Annotated in this window: 16 protein-coding genes; 5 read left to right on the forward strand and 11 right to left on the reverse strand. The window is 56.7% G+C overall.

Annotation, left to right across the window (positions count from 1 at the left end):
- Positions 1-80 precede the first annotated feature (80 nt).
- Positions 81-1,136, reverse strand: a complete 1,056-nt coding sequence (locus ARC85_RS15890; RefSeq protein ID WP_222533682.1) for an NAD(P)-dependent alcohol dehydrogenase — start codon at positions 1,134-1,136, stop codon at positions 81-83.
- Positions 1,137-1,259: 123 nt separating this feature from the next.
- On the opposite strand from ARC85_RS15890, the gene ARC85_RS15895 reads away from it, so the two are divergent.
- Entirely contained in the window at positions 1,260-1,841 is a 582-nt protein-coding gene (locus tag ARC85_RS15895) for a hypothetical protein (RefSeq protein ID WP_222197780.1), read from the forward strand.
- Between the two features lie 17 nt (positions 1,842-1,858).
- On the opposite strand, the gene ARC85_RS15900 is transcribed toward ARC85_RS15895, so the two are convergent.
- On the reverse strand, positions 1,859-2,758 hold the full coding sequence (locus tag ARC85_RS15900; RefSeq protein WP_286715400.1) for a peptidoglycan-binding domain-containing protein: 900 nt from the start codon (positions 2,756-2,758) through the stop codon (positions 1,859-1,861).
- A gap of 209 nt (positions 2,759-2,967) precedes the next feature.
- Here ARC85_RS15900 and ARC85_RS15905 point away from each other — a divergent pair, with 209 nt between their 5' ends.
- The gene (locus tag ARC85_RS15905; protein ID WP_286715402.1) at positions 2,968-3,957 is read left to right on the forward strand and encodes an XdhC family protein; all 990 of its coding nucleotides are present in this window, start codon (positions 2,968-2,970) and stop codon (positions 3,955-3,957) included.
- Here the strand turns inward: ARC85_RS15905 and ARC85_RS15910 are convergent.
- Genes ARC85_RS15910 through ARC85_RS15925 form a run of 4 tightly spaced genes read right to left on the reverse strand, consistent with a single transcriptional unit; the run spans position 3,950 to position 9,577 of the window.
- On the reverse strand, positions 3,950-5,791 hold the full coding sequence (locus ARC85_RS15910) for a protein kinase domain-containing protein (RefSeq protein ID WP_286715414.1): 1,842 nt from the start codon (positions 5,789-5,791) through the stop codon (positions 3,950-3,952). The genes ARC85_RS15905 and ARC85_RS15910 overlap by 8 nt on opposite strands.
- A 9-nt stretch (positions 5,792-5,800) precedes the next feature.
- Complete coding sequence (locus ARC85_RS15915) at positions 5,801-7,387, reverse strand: dihydrolipoyllysine-residue acetyltransferase (protein ID WP_286715404.1); 1,587 nt, start codon at positions 7,385-7,387, stop codon at positions 5,801-5,803.
- A gap of 26 nt (positions 7,388-7,413) precedes the next feature.
- Positions 7,414-8,391: an alpha-ketoacid dehydrogenase subunit beta gene (locus ARC85_RS15920; RefSeq protein WP_286715406.1), complete on the reverse strand. Its 978-nt coding sequence runs from the start codon at positions 8,389-8,391 to the stop codon at positions 7,414-7,416.
- Between the two features lies 1 nt (position 8,392).
- On the reverse strand, positions 8,393-9,577 hold the full coding sequence (locus ARC85_RS15925) for a thiamine pyrophosphate-dependent dehydrogenase E1 component subunit alpha (RefSeq protein WP_286715408.1): 1,185 nt from the start codon (positions 9,575-9,577) through the stop codon (positions 8,393-8,395).
- A 275-nt stretch (positions 9,578-9,852) separates the two neighbouring features.
- Here ARC85_RS15925 and ARC85_RS15930 point away from each other — a divergent pair, with 275 nt between their 5' ends.
- Together ARC85_RS15930 and ARC85_RS15935 are read left to right on the forward strand one after the other, a co-directional pair.
- Positions 9,853-11,316, forward strand: a complete 1,464-nt coding sequence (locus ARC85_RS15930) for a malate:quinone oxidoreductase (RefSeq protein WP_286715410.1) — start codon at positions 9,853-9,855, stop codon at positions 11,314-11,316.
- A gap of 89 nt (positions 11,317-11,405) precedes the next feature.
- Positions 11,406-11,807 carry a methyltransferase family protein gene (locus ARC85_RS15935; protein ID WP_011784876.1) on the forward strand — a complete coding sequence of 134 codons (402 nt, stop codon included), beginning with the start codon at positions 11,406-11,408 and terminating at the stop codon, positions 11,805-11,807.
- Here the strand turns inward: ARC85_RS15935 and ARC85_RS15940 are convergent.
- Both ARC85_RS15940 and ARC85_RS19670 read right to left on the reverse strand, forming a co-directional pair.
- Complete coding sequence (locus tag ARC85_RS15940; RefSeq protein ID WP_049756870.1) at positions 11,804-12,196, reverse strand: pirin-like C-terminal cupin domain-containing protein; 393 nt, start codon at positions 12,194-12,196, stop codon at positions 11,804-11,806. The two genes, ARC85_RS15935 and ARC85_RS15940, sit on opposite strands and share 4 nt — an antisense overlap.
- Complete coding sequence (locus tag ARC85_RS19670) at positions 12,135-12,473, reverse strand: pirin family protein (protein WP_317616756.1); 339 nt, start codon at positions 12,471-12,473, stop codon at positions 12,135-12,137. The genes ARC85_RS15940 and ARC85_RS19670 overlap by 62 nt, the downstream gene beginning before the upstream one ends.
- A gap of 256 nt (positions 12,474-12,729) precedes the next feature.
- Between ARC85_RS19670 and ARC85_RS15950 the strand changes: the two genes are divergently transcribed.
- The gene (locus ARC85_RS15950) at positions 12,730-13,035 is read left to right on the forward strand and encodes a hypothetical protein (RefSeq protein ID WP_014421613.1); all 306 of its coding nucleotides are present in this window, start codon (positions 12,730-12,732) and stop codon (positions 13,033-13,035) included.
- Between the two features lie 602 nt (positions 13,036-13,637).
- On the opposite strand, the gene ARC85_RS15955 is transcribed toward ARC85_RS15950, so the two are convergent.
- The 3 genes from ARC85_RS15955 to ARC85_RS15965 form a co-directional block, all read right to left on the reverse strand.
- On the reverse strand, positions 13,638-14,222 hold the full coding sequence (locus tag ARC85_RS15955) for a hypothetical protein (protein WP_011784878.1): 585 nt from the start codon (positions 14,220-14,222) through the stop codon (positions 13,638-13,640).
- The gene (gene catB / locus ARC85_RS15960) at positions 14,219-14,854 is read right to left on the reverse strand and encodes a type B chloramphenicol O-acetyltransferase (RefSeq protein WP_011784879.1); all 636 of its coding nucleotides are present in this window, start codon (positions 14,852-14,854) and stop codon (positions 14,219-14,221) included. Before catB ends, ARC85_RS15955 begins: the two co-directional genes overlap by 4 nt.
- 353 nt (positions 14,855-15,207) lie before the next feature.
- Positions 15,208-15,745: tyrosine-type recombinase/integrase (locus ARC85_RS15965; protein WP_286715412.1), on the reverse strand; the 538-nt coding region annotated here is incomplete at its 5' end.

Consider the following 15,745-nt stretch of genomic DNA (forward strand, 5'->3'; position numbering starts at 1 on the left):
TTTGCAACCGGATTGGTTATTAGCGGATTGTCAAAGACTGCCCGGGCGACACATTGGGCGCCCGGGCAAGGGGTGGGATATTAGCCTTCTTTCAACGTTTTCATATCAATGACGAAGCGGTACTTCACATCGCCTTTCTTCATGCGCACGTAGGCTTCGTTGATGTTCCGGATATCCAGCATCTCGATATCACAGGTGATGTCGTGCTCCGCACAGAAATCCAGAACCTCCTGTGTTTCCGGCATTCCGCCAATGAGAGAGCCGGCTACCACGCGGCGCTTGGTCACCAGCAGGCCAGCCTGAAGGGCGGGTTCAATTGGGGTGAGCAAACCCACGAGAATATGTGTGCCGTCGTACTTCAGACACTTCAGGTACGGGTTGAGGTCGTGGGCTACAGGAATGGTGTCGAGCAGAAAATCGAAGGAATCTGCGGCGGCTTTCATCTGCTCCTTGTCGGTGGAGATGATGACGTGGTCCGCGCCCTGCTTCTTCGCTTCCGCCACCTTGGCTTCGGAACGTGTGAAGATAGTGACTTCGGCGCCCAGCGCTTTGGCAAATTTTACGCCCATGTGGCCGAGACCGCCCATCCCCAGTACGCCTACCTTGTGGCCTTTGCCGACATTGAAGTGCTTGAGGGGGGAATAGGTGGTGATGCCTGCGCACAGAATGGGAGCCGCACTGGCGGGGTCGAGTTTTTCCGGTACCCGGACCACAAAACGTTCGCTGACAACAATCCGCTCGGAATAGCCGCCGTGGGTGACCGAGCCATCGTGACGATCCAGGCTGCCGTAGGTCATGGTGGAGCCTTCAATGCAGTACTGCTCCAGGCCGGAGTCGCAGGCGGAACAACTGCGACAGCTGTCTACCATGCAGCCCACGCCCACCAGGTCGCCGGCTTTGAAGTGACTGACCTCCGGCCCAACGGCGGTGACCCGGCCAACAATTTCGTGGCCCGGAATGACCGGATATTTTGAGCCGCCCCAGTCATTTTCAACGGTGTGGAGGTCACTGTGGCAGACACCGCAGTAGTCGATCTCGATCGCTACATCGTCAGCACGGAGTTCCCGGCGATCAATGGCGTAGGGGGCCAGGCCGGAGTCCGGGGCAGTGGCGGCGTATGCTTTGGTATTGGCCATTCGTTCACTCCTTTTCAGTTTTAGAACAAGGATCACGGTTCTGTTGCAGCAGGACAGTTACCTTGTGTTACTCAGCACATATCAATTGTAACCTACGTATTCCACTCCATCAGGGATGACCAGATGACAAACACGCAATCTCTTAAAGCTGTGTGGCTGGCGAGCGCAATCGCGCTGGGCGCGGGCCTGGTCGGCGGTTGTATGCCGGGAACCATTGCCACCGGCGTTGGCACCGGTTTTGTGTATGAGCAGAAACAGGACCACAAGCACCGCCATGAAGTGGAGCGGGCGGTGGATCAGTACGTCGAAGACCACGCCAACTCTCCGTGCAGGCACGGGGAAGACCGGGTAATGGAGTCTGCGGCGGAGATTCTCAAGGAATACCGGTTAACCGGTTTGAAGGAAGTGCTGGGCCGACTGGATAAGATCTATCAGGATGAAAGTCAGCCGGATCATATCCGGGCCGGTGCCCTGTACAACATGGCGGTGTTGCAGTCGCGCCGCAAGGAACCCAACAAGGTGCTCGCGCGGGAGTACTTCAAGCGCCTGTATGTAGAATTTCCCAACGAGTATCGTTGCATCTTTGAAGAATCAGACTGGCGGGATTCAATGATTGAACAGCAGTTGCTGCTGCCCGGCGAGACGGTTGAATCCTTCCTGAGAGATGCGAAAGCCGATGTGGAGCGCATGAAGCGGCAGGACTGAGCCTGCCGCCTTCAATATCAGGCTATCCAGCCGAAGAAGAAATCAAACAGCCAGGAGAAGAAGCCGCCGCTGCTCTGTGGGCGCGGTTCGGCCTTTGCTTCCTGGTTAGCAACCGGCTTGCTGGCGTTTGCCACTGGCGCATCAACAATCACGGGTTCCGGTTCTTCTTCAACGACGAGCGGCTCGTCCGGGCCCGCTGCGGTGGGCTCGGTGGGCAGTTGGGCGATCAGTTCTTCGTTATCGCCAGTGACCACCTCGACGACTTCTGCCGGCTCCTGATCTGCGGTGACTGGCGTTTGATAACTTTCGGAAACGGATGAAGAAAGCTCCATAACATGCTGTTCTGGCGTGTTTTCATCCGGGTTTGGTTCAGGGTTTTCTGCGGGGAGCGATTGTTCTGCCATCTCCACGGCCGCCACCTGATTTTCTCGCGGTTCCGTAGTATCCACGACCTCCGGCTCGACGGTTTCCGGTTCAGGCTCCTGAACTTTGGGGGCCGGTTCCGGCTTGGGCTTTGGTGCAATAGCGGCAACGGAACGGGCGGGTGACGGGACCTTTGCGGCAAGACCGAGCTGATCGCGAGCGGCAGACCGGGAAGCCACAGAATTGCTCTGGATCGTTAGGGCCGGAGCCGCCGCCACACCAAGGGATTTGAGGGTGGCTGAATCCAGATTTCCACTTGCTGAAAGTTCTGGGCGATCGGACTGGTACTGACGAACGGCCGTGCGCAGCTTGTCGTCTATCCAACCGTCAGCCGTACCGATATCGTAGCCGGACCCATAGAGCGCATTTTCAGCAGCAAAGACGGTGTGAACTGGAGAATTAGCCTGGGCCCAGCCACAGATGGCTATGCTTGAAAAAAGGGCCATGCCTTGCGCGGTAGTCTTGCAGCGTCCCTGCAACGGTGAGCGTTTCATGGCGAATCCCTCCAGAGGCTCTTTGGTATTGTTGTTTACATATTGTTACCGAGTGTCTTCACGGTATCAGGGATTAATAGTTGCGCCTATGAAGTGGTTAACAAGTTGGCGCAAGGTGCCCGTAGGATGTTGCGGAGGTTGCTGGTATTGTCACAACCCATCAGGCACAGAACGGGCAGGGCGTCCCCGGCAGTTTTGGTAGAGCAAGCATGCAGAATCTCGATTATCGCGTTATACAGCAGGCCATTGACTGGCTGGAGCAAGGGCAGACGATCTGGCTGTGCACCGTGCTGTCCACGTTCGGCTCTTCCCCCCGGGAACCCGGAGCGATGATGGTAGCGAAAGCCGACGGAGCGCATGTTGGGTCATTGTCCGGCGGCTGTGTTGAAGAGGATTTCCTAGATCGACTGGTGCAGGGGGAATATACCTTGCCATCCGTTGTTATTAGATATGGTGGCGACAGCGAGGAAAACCGCAATCCAAAGGTGAAGCTGCCCTGTGGAGGCGCATTGGAAGTACTGGTGGAAAAGCGATCTCCGGAGTCACATTTTGTCGATCAGCTGCGGACGCTGCTGCAACGGCTTTCAAGTGGTGAAGCTTTGGAGCGGGAAGTAGGCCTGGCTGGTGGCAACGTCAGTCTCCACCCTGTCGATGATCACGGTAGCCGGGTCATTTGGGAGCAGGGTAGCGAGACCATAAAGATTGTCGTCGCACCCGTCGCGCGATTGATTCTGGCCGGATATTCAACCGTAGCGGACGCCTGCGCCCGGTTTGCTCTGGGTCTGGGTTATGAGGTGGTGCTTTGCGACCCACGGGAAGACATCGCCGGCACCCACAATTTGCCCGAAGGTGTCGAGTTTATTGCTCAACTGCCCTCCGTATACCTCGGCAAAGACGGTGCCTGTGCTCCCTCGACGGCCGTAGTGGCCACCACGCACGATCCAAGGATTGATGACCTGGCGATGATGGCCGCGGTCAAAACGCCAGCGGGCTATATCGGTGTCATGGGCTCAATGCGCACCTCAAAAGCCCGGGCGGAACGGTTGAGGCGCAGTGGTGGGCTCACTGAGGCCGAGATTCAGCGCATTCATATGCCGGTAGGACTGGATATCGGCAGCAAAACACCGGCCGAGATTGCCCTGTCGATTATGGCAGATGTGGTTCGTGCCCGGCGCCAGTTATCCCGGGCGGTCAGCTAACGCTCTCGGTTCTCGGGTTTCGGGGGTAGTACCGGTCGGGTAGCCGCTCAATGTGGGGGAAAAACCGGGTGTCCTTGTAGGGCATCTTCATATACCCGGACACACCAAGTCCGGTGATCTGTTCCACCGCAGACAGGATCTCGCCCAGCAGCGTCCGGAATTCCGGCTCCCGTTCGGGGTCCAGCAGCCGGTAATGACTGTGGATCTTCAGGTGCCGGGGCAGGGCTTCGAAGATGATCATACCGGTGTGGTGAATGTCGTTCAGACGTTCCAGTGCCCGGATAATCGTCTCGGGCAATACCAGGAATTCTTCCGGGTCTGGTCCATCCTCGAAATAGGAGTGCACGCGGCTTTCATCTTCCACTTCCGGTGCTGCGCTCACTTCGTAGTGTAGATTCATGCCGGGGGAGACGAGAAACGGCTTGCCCGGATCTTCACGATCAATGTGCAGGGTGTTACGGGCGTTGAACAGGCAGCTTTTGAATATTCCTTTGCGGTAGATGGCCTGGGCCAGGTACACCATGTTGTTGACGGCCTGGACAAAGGCCGATTTCAACGTCGGATCATGCAGGTTCAGAGAGGTATCGATATAGATGCCGTCGGTTTCCCAGCGTACCGCCAGGCCACCTTCTACGGGGTAGCGTCCGAGCCGACTAACCGCCGCCAGAAACGCTTTCTCGGTTTCTCCCATGCCCTGCATGAAGTTCTTGTAGTAGCGGTCGAGTTGGACGTCGTTCACATCACTCAGGGTCTCCGGGGCACCTTCCTCCCGCAAAAACGACTTCCGGGAACTGTATACCACGGTATCAATTTCCTGCCCGGACGCCCGCACCCATACCGGCACCTGCGGAGTGGTCGGCCGTGCCGGAAGGTCAATCATCACCGTGCGGGCCATTCGGGGCATTTCCCGCAAGTAGTAATCACCAGCCTTGCGGCGAGTCTCCGGGTCGGGCGACAGCATGCCATCAAGCATTCGGGCAAATTCCATGGGAAGCCCCAGAGACGCAGCTGGAATCGCCCGGTGCCCAAACCGACAGGATTGGGCAGAGGCGAGGGCATACAGGGTTCCGGCAGCCCCCTGTTCATCAAAGCGGGGCGAGGAGAGCCCGCCGTTCAGCTGCTCCTCGCCGATAAAATAGACATCGCCCAGTCTGGCATTGGTTTGCTGCAGGTTATCCGACATCAGTTCCATCACATTGGCGGTGACGAACTGTTGATTGGCATCCAGCTGGGCGAACACCGAGGACCCCCAGTCAATCAGCGCGATGTTCTCGGTACGGGCATCAAACACCAGATTGGACGGTTTGATGTCGCCGTGAACAATGGGGCGGCCGGCGGGCCCGTTTTCCCGGCGCAGGCAGCGCAGGATATCCGCCAGTTGATCGGCAATTCGAATAATAAGCCGGGGTTTCAGGCGGCCTTCCTGCAGGGAGACCTCTTCCAGGTTGAGCCCTGCAGCGCGCTCCATGACCAGGATAGGTTGGTTGTTGGCGCGCTGGAAGGCGATCAGTCGCGGTACTCTGGGGTGGTGCACCTGCTCCAGAATGAAGGCTTCGTCTTCCAGACGATCCTGGAGGTGCTGGGGCAGGTTGATGCGGGTGAACTTGAACACATGTTCCGGCCCCGGCGTATCCAGACCAGGAAAGCGGCCGGCAAACACAAAGCCATAGGCACCCTTGCCAATCAGTTCAACATCCCGGTAACCCAGTTGGCGGAGCTGGGCAACGCAAAGCGCCACCCAGTCCTTGAGCTTCTTGGCATCATCGTGGCTGAGCAGGTAGATCGACTGCTCTTCCGGTATATAGAATTGCTGAAGATGCTTTTCCTGCTCCATCACAGCCCGTTAGCCCATATGCAACAGCATGGTCTGGGGCGACTCCAGATAGCTCTTCCAGAGGTTGCAGAACCGCGCGATGGTGCCGCCGTCAATAATGCGGTGATCGCCGGCCCAGCTGATCGTCATGATCGCCCGCTCAACCACCTGACCATTGGCATCGAAACGCGGTAGCTTCTGGGTGCGGCCCAGCGCCACAATCGCCACTTCCGGTGCGTTGATGATGGGCGCAGCGTAGGTGCCGCCCAATGCGCCGATATTGGAAATGGTGATGGTGCCGCCTTTGAGATCATCCTGGCTGACACGTCCGGAACGGGCGGCCTCAGTCAACCGGGCGATTTCCTCGGCGATCCCCAGCAGCGTGAGCTGTTCAACGTGCTTGACGTTGGGCACCACCAGGCCAGCTTTGCCATCTACCGCCATGCCAATGTTGCAGTGGGGCAGGTAGTGGATTTCGGTCACGTCCTCGTTTAACTGACTGTTCAATACCGGGTATTCCTGAACAGCCAGAGCCATGGCCTTCATGAAGAATGGCATGAGCGTTAGCCGGGTGCCTTTGGCTTCAGCCTCCGGCTTCAGCTGTTCCCGCAGCATGAGCAAGTCGGTTACATCAATATCCTCACTGTAGATAAAGTGAGGGATGGTGGTTGCCGACTGAACCATCGCCTTGGCCATGGCCGTTTTCATGCCTTTGATCGGTTCCACGCGGACTTGCTGATCACCTTCGGCGTGGCGGCGAGGCGCCGTGCCGGGGTCAACCTGACGTTCGGTGGCGCTGGGCTCTGATTTGGGCTGTTCCAAATGCGCCAGAACATCTGCCTTAAGCACCCGGCCATCCTTGCCGGAACCGGCAATGTCGCCCAGGTTCAGCTCGTGCTCGCGCACCAACCGACGGACCGCCGGGCTTGCTGGAATCCGGGCCCGGGTGCCGGTTGCCACCGGTGTCGCTTTTGTGGGCGCAGTGTCTGCCGCCGGCCTGGATTCGGCCTTTGGCTGTGGGGCCTCTTCACGATCTCGCGGGACGAAGGCAAACAGCGGTGAATGCACCCGCGCCATGGATTGCTGCTCATGGTAGAGCTTGGTGATTCGGCCGGCCTTGGGGGCGGTGATTTCAACCATGGCCTTGTCGGTCATGACGTCCACCACCGGCTGATCTTCTTCGATCTCATCGCCCTCGGCCACGCGCCATTCAACCACCTCGCACTCGACAATGCCTTCGCCGATGTCCGGCAAAATAAAGTCTTCAGTCGCAATATCGTCCCCGCCTTGTGCGGGTTCCGCTTTGGCTACAGCTTCCGGGGCAGAGTCTACCTTCGACGACTCTTCAGCGCTTGCTGGTGCCGGCGCCCCGGCCTCGCCACTCTCATCCACCAACTCGAACAGTGGCGCATGCACCTTCGCGATATCGCCTTCCTTGTAATAGAGACGCGTAACCCGGCCCTTGTAGGGAGCGGGTATTTCCACCAGTGCCTTATCGGTCATTACTTCAGCCACCGGCTGGTCTTCCTCGATGACGTCGCCTTCGGCTACCAGCCATTTGACCAGTTCACATTCCACGATACCTTCGCCGATATCGGGCAGAATAAAATCACTCATGCTTGTTCTCCTGTCCTGATATCCGCCTAGAATTCCACGCTTTCCCTGATGGCCTCGTAGACCTTCAGGTGATTGGGCAAGTGCTCTTTTTCCAGCACCAGCGGGAAGGGGGTGTCCATCCCGGTTACCCGCGCAATGGGAGATTCCAGGTACAGGAAGCAGCGCTCCTGAATGGTCGCTGCAATTTCGCCGGCAAAGCCGCCAGTGAGAGGAGCTTCGTGGGTAATCACAAGGCGCCCGGTTTTGAGCACGGAATTGGCCACGGTTTCCACATCCCAGGGCAGAATCGACCGAAGATCAATCACCTCGCAGGAAATGCCTTCCTTTTCAGCGCGCTCAACCGCCTGGTCTATCACTTCCATCTGGGCGCCCCAACCAAGAATCGTTACATCCGTGCCTTCCTTGGTGATTTCCGCTTCACCCAGGGGCAGGCGGTAATCTTCATCTGGCACTTCGCCCACGGAGGCCCGGTACAGGCGCTTGGGCTCAAAGAACAGAACCGGGTTGGGGTCGTGGATGGCTGCCAGCAACAACCCCTTGGCCTGGTGCGGATTGCGGGGCACCACAATTTTGAGGCCTGGAGTGTGGGCAAAGTAGGCTTCCGGGGATTGTGAATGGTACAGACCGCCGGCAATACCGCCGCCATAAGGCGCACGAATGGTCAGGCCACCGACGTTAAAGAGGTTGCCGGAGCGATAGCGGTATTTGGCCGATTCGTTCACGATCTGGTCGAACGCCGGGAAGATGTAGTCGGCAAACTGAATCTCGGCTACGGGCACGGAGCCCTGGGCGGCCAGGCCGTTGGCAAAGCCGATAATGCCCTGTTCCACCAGCGGCGTATTGAAACAGCGGGATTTGCCGTATTTCTGCTGCAGATTGCTGGTGGCGCGGAACACGCCGCCGAAAACACCCACATCCTCTCCGAAACAGAGTACTCGCTCATCGGCCGCCATGGCGGTATCCAGGGCATTGTTGATGGCCTGGAGCATATTCATCTTGGTCATCTCAGGCCCCTCCCTTAACGTGTACGGCACTCTTTGGGTACTCATCCGGATATCGACGAATATGGGCCTTCAGTTTTTCGAACTGCTCGGCCAGCATGGGAGGCACTTCGTCGTAAACGTCGGTTACCAGAGTCTCCAGGGGAGGTGGCGGACGTTTCTGGGCGCGCTTCATGGTTTCCAGCACTTCCCGGCGCATGTTTTCCTGGAACTGCTTTTCGTCGTCCTCACTCCACCATTTTTTGCTTTCCAGCCAAAGGCGCATGCGCAGGATCGGGTCCTTCTCGCGCCATACCGCTTCCTCATCCTTGCTGCGGTAACCGGACGGGTCATCGGAGGATGAGTGGGCCGCAAGGCGGTAGCTCATGGCCTCAATCAATACCGGGCGATTGTGTTTAACCGCCAGCTCCCGGGCGGCTCTGGTGGCTTCGTACATGGCCAGTACGTCGTTACCGTCTACCCTGATAACGTCCATCTTGTAGCCATAGGCTCTGGGTGCTACGCCGTCGGCTGCGAACTGTTCGGCTGCGGGGGTGGAAATGGCATAACCGTTGTTCCGGCACAGGAAGATGACGGGTACGCGATGGACTGCAGCCATGTTCAGGGCCGCGTGAAAGTCACCCTCGGACGCGGCGCCTTCGCCAAAATAGGTGATGGTGCAGTGGCCGTCTCCCGCCAGCTTCTGGCCATAGGCATAGCCGGTGGCCTGGGGAATCTGGGTGGCCAGGGGCGAAGAGATGGTCATGTAATTCAGCTTTTTCGAGCCGTAGTGCACGGGCATTTGCCGGCCCTTACCGTAATCAAGCTCATTGCCAAAAAGCTGGTTCATGAATTCGTCGATGGAAAAACCGCGGTAGGCGAGGGCGCCTTGCTCCCGGTACTGCGCCATGATCATGTCGTTATCATCCAGCGCGGCGGCGCTGCCGATCACGGCGGCTTCTTCACCGGTACACTGCATGTAGAAGCTCAGACGCCCCTGGCGCTGGGCAGCAAGCATACGCTCATCGAGAATCCGGGTGGTGACCATGGCCCGGTAGATGCGAAGGGCTTTCTCTTTTTCAAGATCCGGCGCTTTGGCGCTCTTATAGAGCTTGCCGTCCTGCTTCAGGAGCTTGAACGTGGGAATACGGAATTCCGCACCATCGGTGAACGAGGGGGAATACACAACTTTCGATTTTGTTGTTGTCATAGTCCTCTTCCTGGGGTGTTGGCCTGAGGAAACAAAACACGCCTTGTGGGCGTGTCGTTAATGTCATTGTAGACAACCTGGGGAAATCTGGTGTGGATCATTCCAGGTTTGCCTTTACCTTAACGTAAACTGCATCCATCGGGTAGACCCAGAATGCGGATTTTTATTTAACCGTGCCACACTGATGAATTTCCCGTGTTGGCCGCAAGCATGCTAACGTCAATACAGGTACTCTATCGAATAGCTTCATTAAACGGACTCTGGTGGGCAGGCATATGAATGTGATCGTGATCGGCGCAGGAATAATGGGAACCACTTTTGCCACCCTGGCGAAGGAGCTGGCGCCCGAACTGGATATCACCATTCTGGAGCGACTGGACAGCCCCGGCGCGGGCAACTCCTGGTCTTTCAACAATGCCGGCACAGGCCATGAGGCCAACTGCGAGCTTAACTATACGCCGGTGGATGGCGAGGTAATCTCGGTGGAGAAAGCCTTGAAAATCCATGCCCAGTTCAACGTTGCCAAGCAGTTCTGGGCCTACCTTGTTCGAAAAGGTGCGATAAAAGAGCCCACTAGCTTCATCAACCAGACCCGCCATTGCACTCTGGTCTCCGAGCCGTCCATCGAGGAACTCAAGCTACGCTTCAAGGAAATGTCCGCTCACCATTTTTTTGAGCGCATGCGCTTTTCCGAGGAGTTTGACGAGATCAAGAGCTGGATTCCCTACACCATGGACGGCCGGCCCCGGAATGAAAAAATGGCAGCGACCGTTGTGGAAACGGGAACCGATGTGAATTTTGGTTCCCTGACTGAACAGATGGCGGAATACGCGACGAAGGAGCTTGGCGTAAAAATTGAGTATGGCGTCCATGTAAAGCGGGTGCACCGAAACCCGGCGGGTAGCTGGCTGGTAGAAACGCAAACCCGGGGTGCTGCCGTTCAACACCGGGCCGACATACTGTTTGTTGGCGCGGGCGGGGGTGCGTTCCCCATTCTGAAGAAAAGTCATTTACCGTTTGCCCGGCGGTTCACCGGTTTTCCGGTGGGCGGGCGTTTTCTGCAGGCGGAAATTACCGAAGAGCAGGCCCGCCAATATCGCGCAAAAACCTACGGCAAGGCGGAAGTTGGCGCACCTCCAATGTCTGTGCCGCATCTGGACCTGCGGGTGGCTGATGGCAGGCATTATTTGCTGTTCGGCCCATTTGCCTCATTCAAGCCCGTTCTGGAAAAAGGGCGCGGATTCATTGATTATCTGAGGGCCATGCGCCTGCACGATATCCCCGGGTTGCTGAGCGTCGCGATAGAGCATTTCGCTCTCGTGAAATACCTGGTTTCTGAGACCTTCAAAGGCGAGAAAAGCATGCTGGAGTCGCTGGAGAAATTCGCTCCGGGCCTGAGCTCCAGGTTTGACTGGAAGCCTATTGAGGCTGGCCAGCGGGTACAGATCATCAAGGATGGGGATCTGCAGATGGGTACAGAGATTATCGTGTCGAAGGATAAAACCTACGGCACAATACTTGGGGCGTCGCCTGGCGCCTCGGTGTCACCTGAGGTGATGCTGCGTGCCCTGGAGCAATTGTTCCCGGCGGTATTTGCTGGAGAGTCCGCCAGATCCAAGCTGAAAGAGATGTTCCCTGAGGACAATCTGGATACACTGATCAGCAATCCGGAGCGGTATCGCGAGATTCGGGACGCCGTAAACTCAGCCTTGGGCATCCAGTCAGAGATACCAGCTTAGCCAAACGTTCTCAGGGACGAACACAAATAGTGAAAGCACTTGAACTCAAGGTTCCACCCGTTGTTCTAGTTATCCTTTTCGGGGCGGCCATGTGGGCTATTTCGAGGCTGTTGCCGTCTGGCTATTTTACCGTTCCGGGCAGGCTGATTCTGTGCACCCTCATGGTCCTGGCTGGCGCAGGTATTGCCCTGGCCGGCGTTCTGGCATTTCGTGCAGCAGGCACCACCGTGGATCCTCGTACGCCCCATCAGTCTGCCAGCCTGGTGGTTGACGGGATTTACCGTTACACCCGCAATCCCATGTACCTCGGATTTCTGCTGATGCTTATTGCGTGGAGCCTGTACTTGGGCAGTGTATTTGCCGCTCTGTTACTGCCTCTGTTCATGCTGTACATGAATCGCTTCCAGATCAAACCCGAGGAACGACACATGCGGGCGTTATTCGGTGACGACTACACCCAGTACGCCTCACGGGTTGGGCGCTGGTTCTAGCCGGATAAGGGAATAAAGTCTTCTTCATCACCGGGTACGGTGGGAAAACGTCGGTTCTGCCAGTCATCCTTGGCCTGTTCGATACACTCCTTACGGCTGGACACAAAATTCCATTCAATAAACCGTCGACCCAGTGGTTCGCCGCCAACAAGGGCGATCCGGGTATCTTCAATCGCCTCAACCGTAACGCCCTCGTGAGCCGCCAAAACGGCCATGGAATATTCAGGCACCTCCGTTCCGCCTGCCCGCAGCTTTCCTTTGGCAACGTACAACCCTCGTTCCTCGGCATCAGGCAGAGTAAGCTTTTGCCCCGGTTTCAGCCATGCCTCAATGTATAGGGTATCGGCAAAGGTCTTGACCGGCGACGCGGCAGCGAAAGCGGTTCCCACGGTGCAGGATTTCACCTTCAAACAGGTAGGTAACGGTCGCAATGCCAATATGGGGGTGAGGGCGCACGTTAATGCCATCCCCGGCCGCAAAATGGGCCGGCCCCATATGATCAAAAAAGATCCATGGCCCGATCATTCTCCGGCCAATTACCGGCAGAACCCGCCTTACCGAAAAGCCCCCGAGGTCACGGTTTCTGGGCTGAAGGAGCTGAACTATGGCGCCACATTCTTCGGTGATGGGGAAATCCATTTCAGTGTCGGGCGCGAGATTGCTCATGGTCAGCTCCGGACTTGAGTTCAATTAAGTGGTGCTCTTGGAGCTTGGTGCCAGCATGGGAAAGTGTCAAATGGGAACGATGGCTATGCCAGAGTTTGGCTTGGCTCAATACTTGTGCCAACAGCTGGCATCGCTATAATTGGCGCCCGCTTTGGTGTGCCCAGGCTGCGAATTTACCGCTCGCCGGCGGCTACGCCAGAAACTGGCACCGGCAGAAGCTCGTGCCACTTGTTGGCATGACGCCTCCAGAGAGTCTATGTACCGCGATTTCAAGACCACCCTTGAGCTCATTACCACTGTGCTGGATAACGCTGATCTGACTTCAGATGAGATCCGAAGACGTTATGCCAACATGCCTGACCGGACATTTAAGCGACACATGGCGATTGCCCGCAAACACGGCGCACAGATGGAATGTGTCTCTGATCCTGCCGGCCGCTATACCTGGATTTGTCGCAACAGAAATCAGATAGAGAGCCGAGTCCGAACCTGGCTGATCTTTGAGCGCGAACGAACACTGGTGGGCGATTCCCAGCTCGACCTTTTGCACCAGTCGCTGTAGTGGCTTTCATTCGCCCGAATGTGGCGCGTGTCGAAATCGCCACCATTGCCTCGATTTTGCTAAGCTTTCAGAGAGCAGGGAGAAGATGCAATGGCCTTCCATAACCCGGATCCAAAAATCCGTGAAATCGAACGTGACAATGCCCGACTACGTGCCGAATTTTTCGCCGAACTGTTTGGCGGTGCGTGGCGTGTGTTTCGCCGGGTTTTGTTGCGCTGTCGGGTCCGCCAGCCGCGCGTTTGTTGCCTGAAAACTGAGTGCGCACCCCACGAAAATTCTGATCAGCGAAGTGCAAGCTGCTCACAGGTACCGCGCTGAGGTTTGCCCGTATACCTGACGAACAACGACGAGATGAGCATTTCATGGCTGCGGCAACTGAAAGTGAGCTTTGGAGTAACCGATATAAGGAGATCGCTCGGGAGGCTTATGTGTTGCTTCGAAACCAAAAACGCACCGTCTCTGGTTCCAAGACGCAAATGAAGCAGCTATAGCTCAGCCGTGGCTTTCGGGCTGAACCTGGCCGCGGATAACAATCTGACCGCTGTATGGGGCCGGTTTTGCTGCATGGTACTCAGCGTCGCGATCCTGAATTTCACCGCGAATCACGATCTGTCCGCTATAGGGGGCGGGCTGAGCCTGCTCCGAGCGGGCCTCATCGGATTTGCGGTCTGCCAGGGTTGCGTTGGCGAGGCTGCCGGGAGAAGCTCGCCGCGCTCCCCGAAGGTGAAGGTGACCTCCAGTGGTTTGGCCGGGCAGCAGAGTGGGTCTTCAGCCGCATAGCTAAACCCGGACAGGACGAGGCCTTTTCCGGTTTCGCGAACGCCAGTGAACAGGCGGTCACCCTTGCCCCCAACGTGACGAACAGAGAGTAAGCGATAGGTCTTGACCGGCGACACGCCAGCAATGCTGTCGTTGATGGCGTACAAGGCAAGGTACTGATTGTTGGTTGCTCCGCCTCCCCAGCCCCCCAGAGTCATGAGCACGGCAACACCGTTGCTGTACCCGGGGCCATTCAGCGATGAGAGGGAGAGGTAAGAGGCACTTTCGGGATAGAAAACCGCCCGCCCATCACTGAGTATGCTTCCCAGCATGCCGGCCTCCTCGGCAAGCTCGTCTGGCAGGGAGGCAGGGTCTGCCAGAGCAAAGCCGCTCCAGAGCAGAAATAGCAGCATTAGAAGGGGATTCATGAACGGACGGACTCCTGCCAATAGTGATACAGATCGCGGATGTTACCAGAGCAGAGTAGTGGCATCGCAGCCTGAATGTCGTCCAGCGGCCAGTCCCACCAGGCCATCTCCAGAAGCCGCGCAATGTCTTCGTCGCAGAAGCGCTGTTTAATAGTTTTCGCTGGGTTGCCGCCCACGATCGTGTAGGGTTCGACATCCCGGGTGATCAGCGCACGGCTTCCAATAACGGCGCCATGACCGATGGTGATGCCGGGCATAATCATTGCCTCTGAGCCGATCCATACATCACTGCCAATCACCGTGTCGCCAGCCCGCTGAAATCCATCCAAGGCACTGGTGAAGGCGGCTTCATCTATCATATAAAAGAACGGAAACGCGGAAACCCAGTCGTGCCGGTGGCCCTGATTGCCTGCCATGATGAATGATGCACCGGAGCCGATGGAACAGAAACTGCCGATAACGAGCCGATCAACGTCATCACGATCAGGCATGAGATACCGGGCGCAATCGTCGAATGAATGGCCATGGTAATAACCGGAATAGTAACTGTATCGCCCGACCCTGATGTTTGGGTTAGTCACCTGGTTTGCGAGAAACTCGCCTTTGAAGGGGCCCTCAAAATGGTTGGTCATGGGGTCTGGAAAGCTCCTGATTCCTTGTGTGTTTCCTGGCTGTGAGGGCTAGCCCATTCTGGTAAGTTTAGCGGGCCCGGGGCAAACAAAGTAGGGGCTGCACTACTCACAGGTTCTATTTCGGAACCGGAACCCCAGGGTATGCTGGACGATCACACAAGGTGCTAAATTCGTGGTCCGACTTGGCGTTCGGATGAATATCTCTGGAACCGCATGATTGGGAACGCGTAACAGGCATGAGTAGCAGGGGGCGCTATTAAACAAAAGCGAACATTCGCGGCCCCGCAAATTTCTGGCATCTATCCCACCTCTGAAGCAGGCAAAACATAGCTCTTCAGGTGCCTGGCAAACGATCAAACGGGCTGACAGTGCCGGCACGTCGATCGCCAATGATGTGCGTGTGGATGAATGCATCGTGTTGACGATGGGAAAACGTACTGCCATCCCAGATCCTTCATTATCGGTCCATACTTCTTGTGAAGAGAGGCTGGCACCGATGTTAGCCCGAATCCGTCTGCAAGGTCGGATTCATGCACTGACCTGACATGATCGATTTGGCGCTCCATGTTTTCTCTGAGATTCCCGGGGATCAATGTGTAACGATCTTTTCGTCCTTTGCCATTGAACACGAGCAAGTTGCGGCTCTTGAGATCGATGTCTTTCACCCTGAGCGAGAGAGCCTCATTAATTCTTAAACCGCACCCGTAGAGGAGTGCGGTTATTAGCCAATACTCACCTTCCATGTTGCCGAGAATAGAGGCGACTTCGTCGGGATTGAGAACGGTTGGCATTCGGCGTGGAGTTTTTGTCATCTTGTACTGAAGGTTTTCGATCTCCCGTTTCAGCACATGCTTGTAAACAAAAATGATCGCGCACAGCGCCTGATTTTGT

The sequence above is a fragment of the Marinobacter sp. tcs-11 genome, from assembly GCF_002049515.1.
Classification (GTDB): Bacteria; Pseudomonadota; Gammaproteobacteria; order Pseudomonadales; family Oleiphilaceae; genus Marinobacter; species Marinobacter nauticus.

What these genes read in the sequence shown, in the direction of transcription:
- ARC85_RS15890 (WP_222533682.1), bottom strand. Translation starts at nt 1,136, where the DNA reads ATGGCCAATACCAAAGCATACGCCGCCACTGCCCCGGACTCCGGCCTG.
- ARC85_RS15895 (WP_222197780.1), top strand. Translation starts at nt 1,260, where the DNA reads ATGACAAACACGCAATCTCTTAAAGCTGTGTGGCTGGCGAGCGCAATC.
- ARC85_RS15900 (WP_286715400.1), bottom strand. Translation starts at nt 2,758, where the DNA reads ATGAAACGCTCACCGTTGCAGGGACGCTGCAAGACTACCGCGCAAGGC.
- ARC85_RS15905 (WP_286715402.1), top strand. Translation starts at nt 2,968, where the DNA reads ATGCAGAATCTCGATTATCGCGTTATACAGCAGGCCATTGACTGGCTG.
- ARC85_RS15910 (WP_286715414.1), bottom strand. Translation starts at nt 5,791, where the DNA reads ATGGAGCAGGAAAAGCATCTTCAGCAATTCTATATACCGGAAGAGCAG.
- ARC85_RS15915 (WP_286715404.1), bottom strand. Translation starts at nt 7,387, where the DNA reads ATGAGTGATTTTATTCTGCCCGATATCGGCGAAGGTATCGTGGAATGT.
- ARC85_RS15920 (WP_286715406.1), bottom strand. Translation starts at nt 8,391, where the DNA reads ATGACCAAGATGAATATGCTCCAGGCCATCAACAATGCCCTGGATACC.
- ARC85_RS15925 (WP_286715408.1), bottom strand. Translation starts at nt 9,577, where the DNA reads ATGACAACAACAAAATCGAAAGTTGTGTATTCCCCCTCGTTCACCGAT.
- ARC85_RS15930 (WP_286715410.1), top strand. Translation starts at nt 9,853, where the DNA reads ATGAATGTGATCGTGATCGGCGCAGGAATAATGGGAACCACTTTTGCC.
- ARC85_RS15935 (WP_011784876.1), top strand. Translation starts at nt 11,406, where the DNA reads ATGTGGGCTATTTCGAGGCTGTTGCCGTCTGGCTATTTTACCGTTCCG.
- ARC85_RS19670 (WP_317616756.1), bottom strand. Translation starts at nt 12,473, where the DNA reads ATGAGCAATCTCGCGCCCGACACTGAAATGGATTTCCCCATCACCGAA.
- ARC85_RS15950 (WP_014421613.1), top strand. Translation starts at nt 12,730, where the DNA reads ATGTACCGCGATTTCAAGACCACCCTTGAGCTCATTACCACTGTGCTG.
- ARC85_RS15955 (WP_011784878.1), bottom strand. Translation starts at nt 14,222, where the DNA reads ATGAATCCCCTTCTAATGCTGCTATTTCTGCTCTGGAGCGGCTTTGCT.
- catB (WP_011784879.1), bottom strand. Translation starts at nt 14,854, where the DNA reads ATGACCAACCATTTTGAGGGCCCCTTCAAAGGCGAGTTTCTCGCAAAC.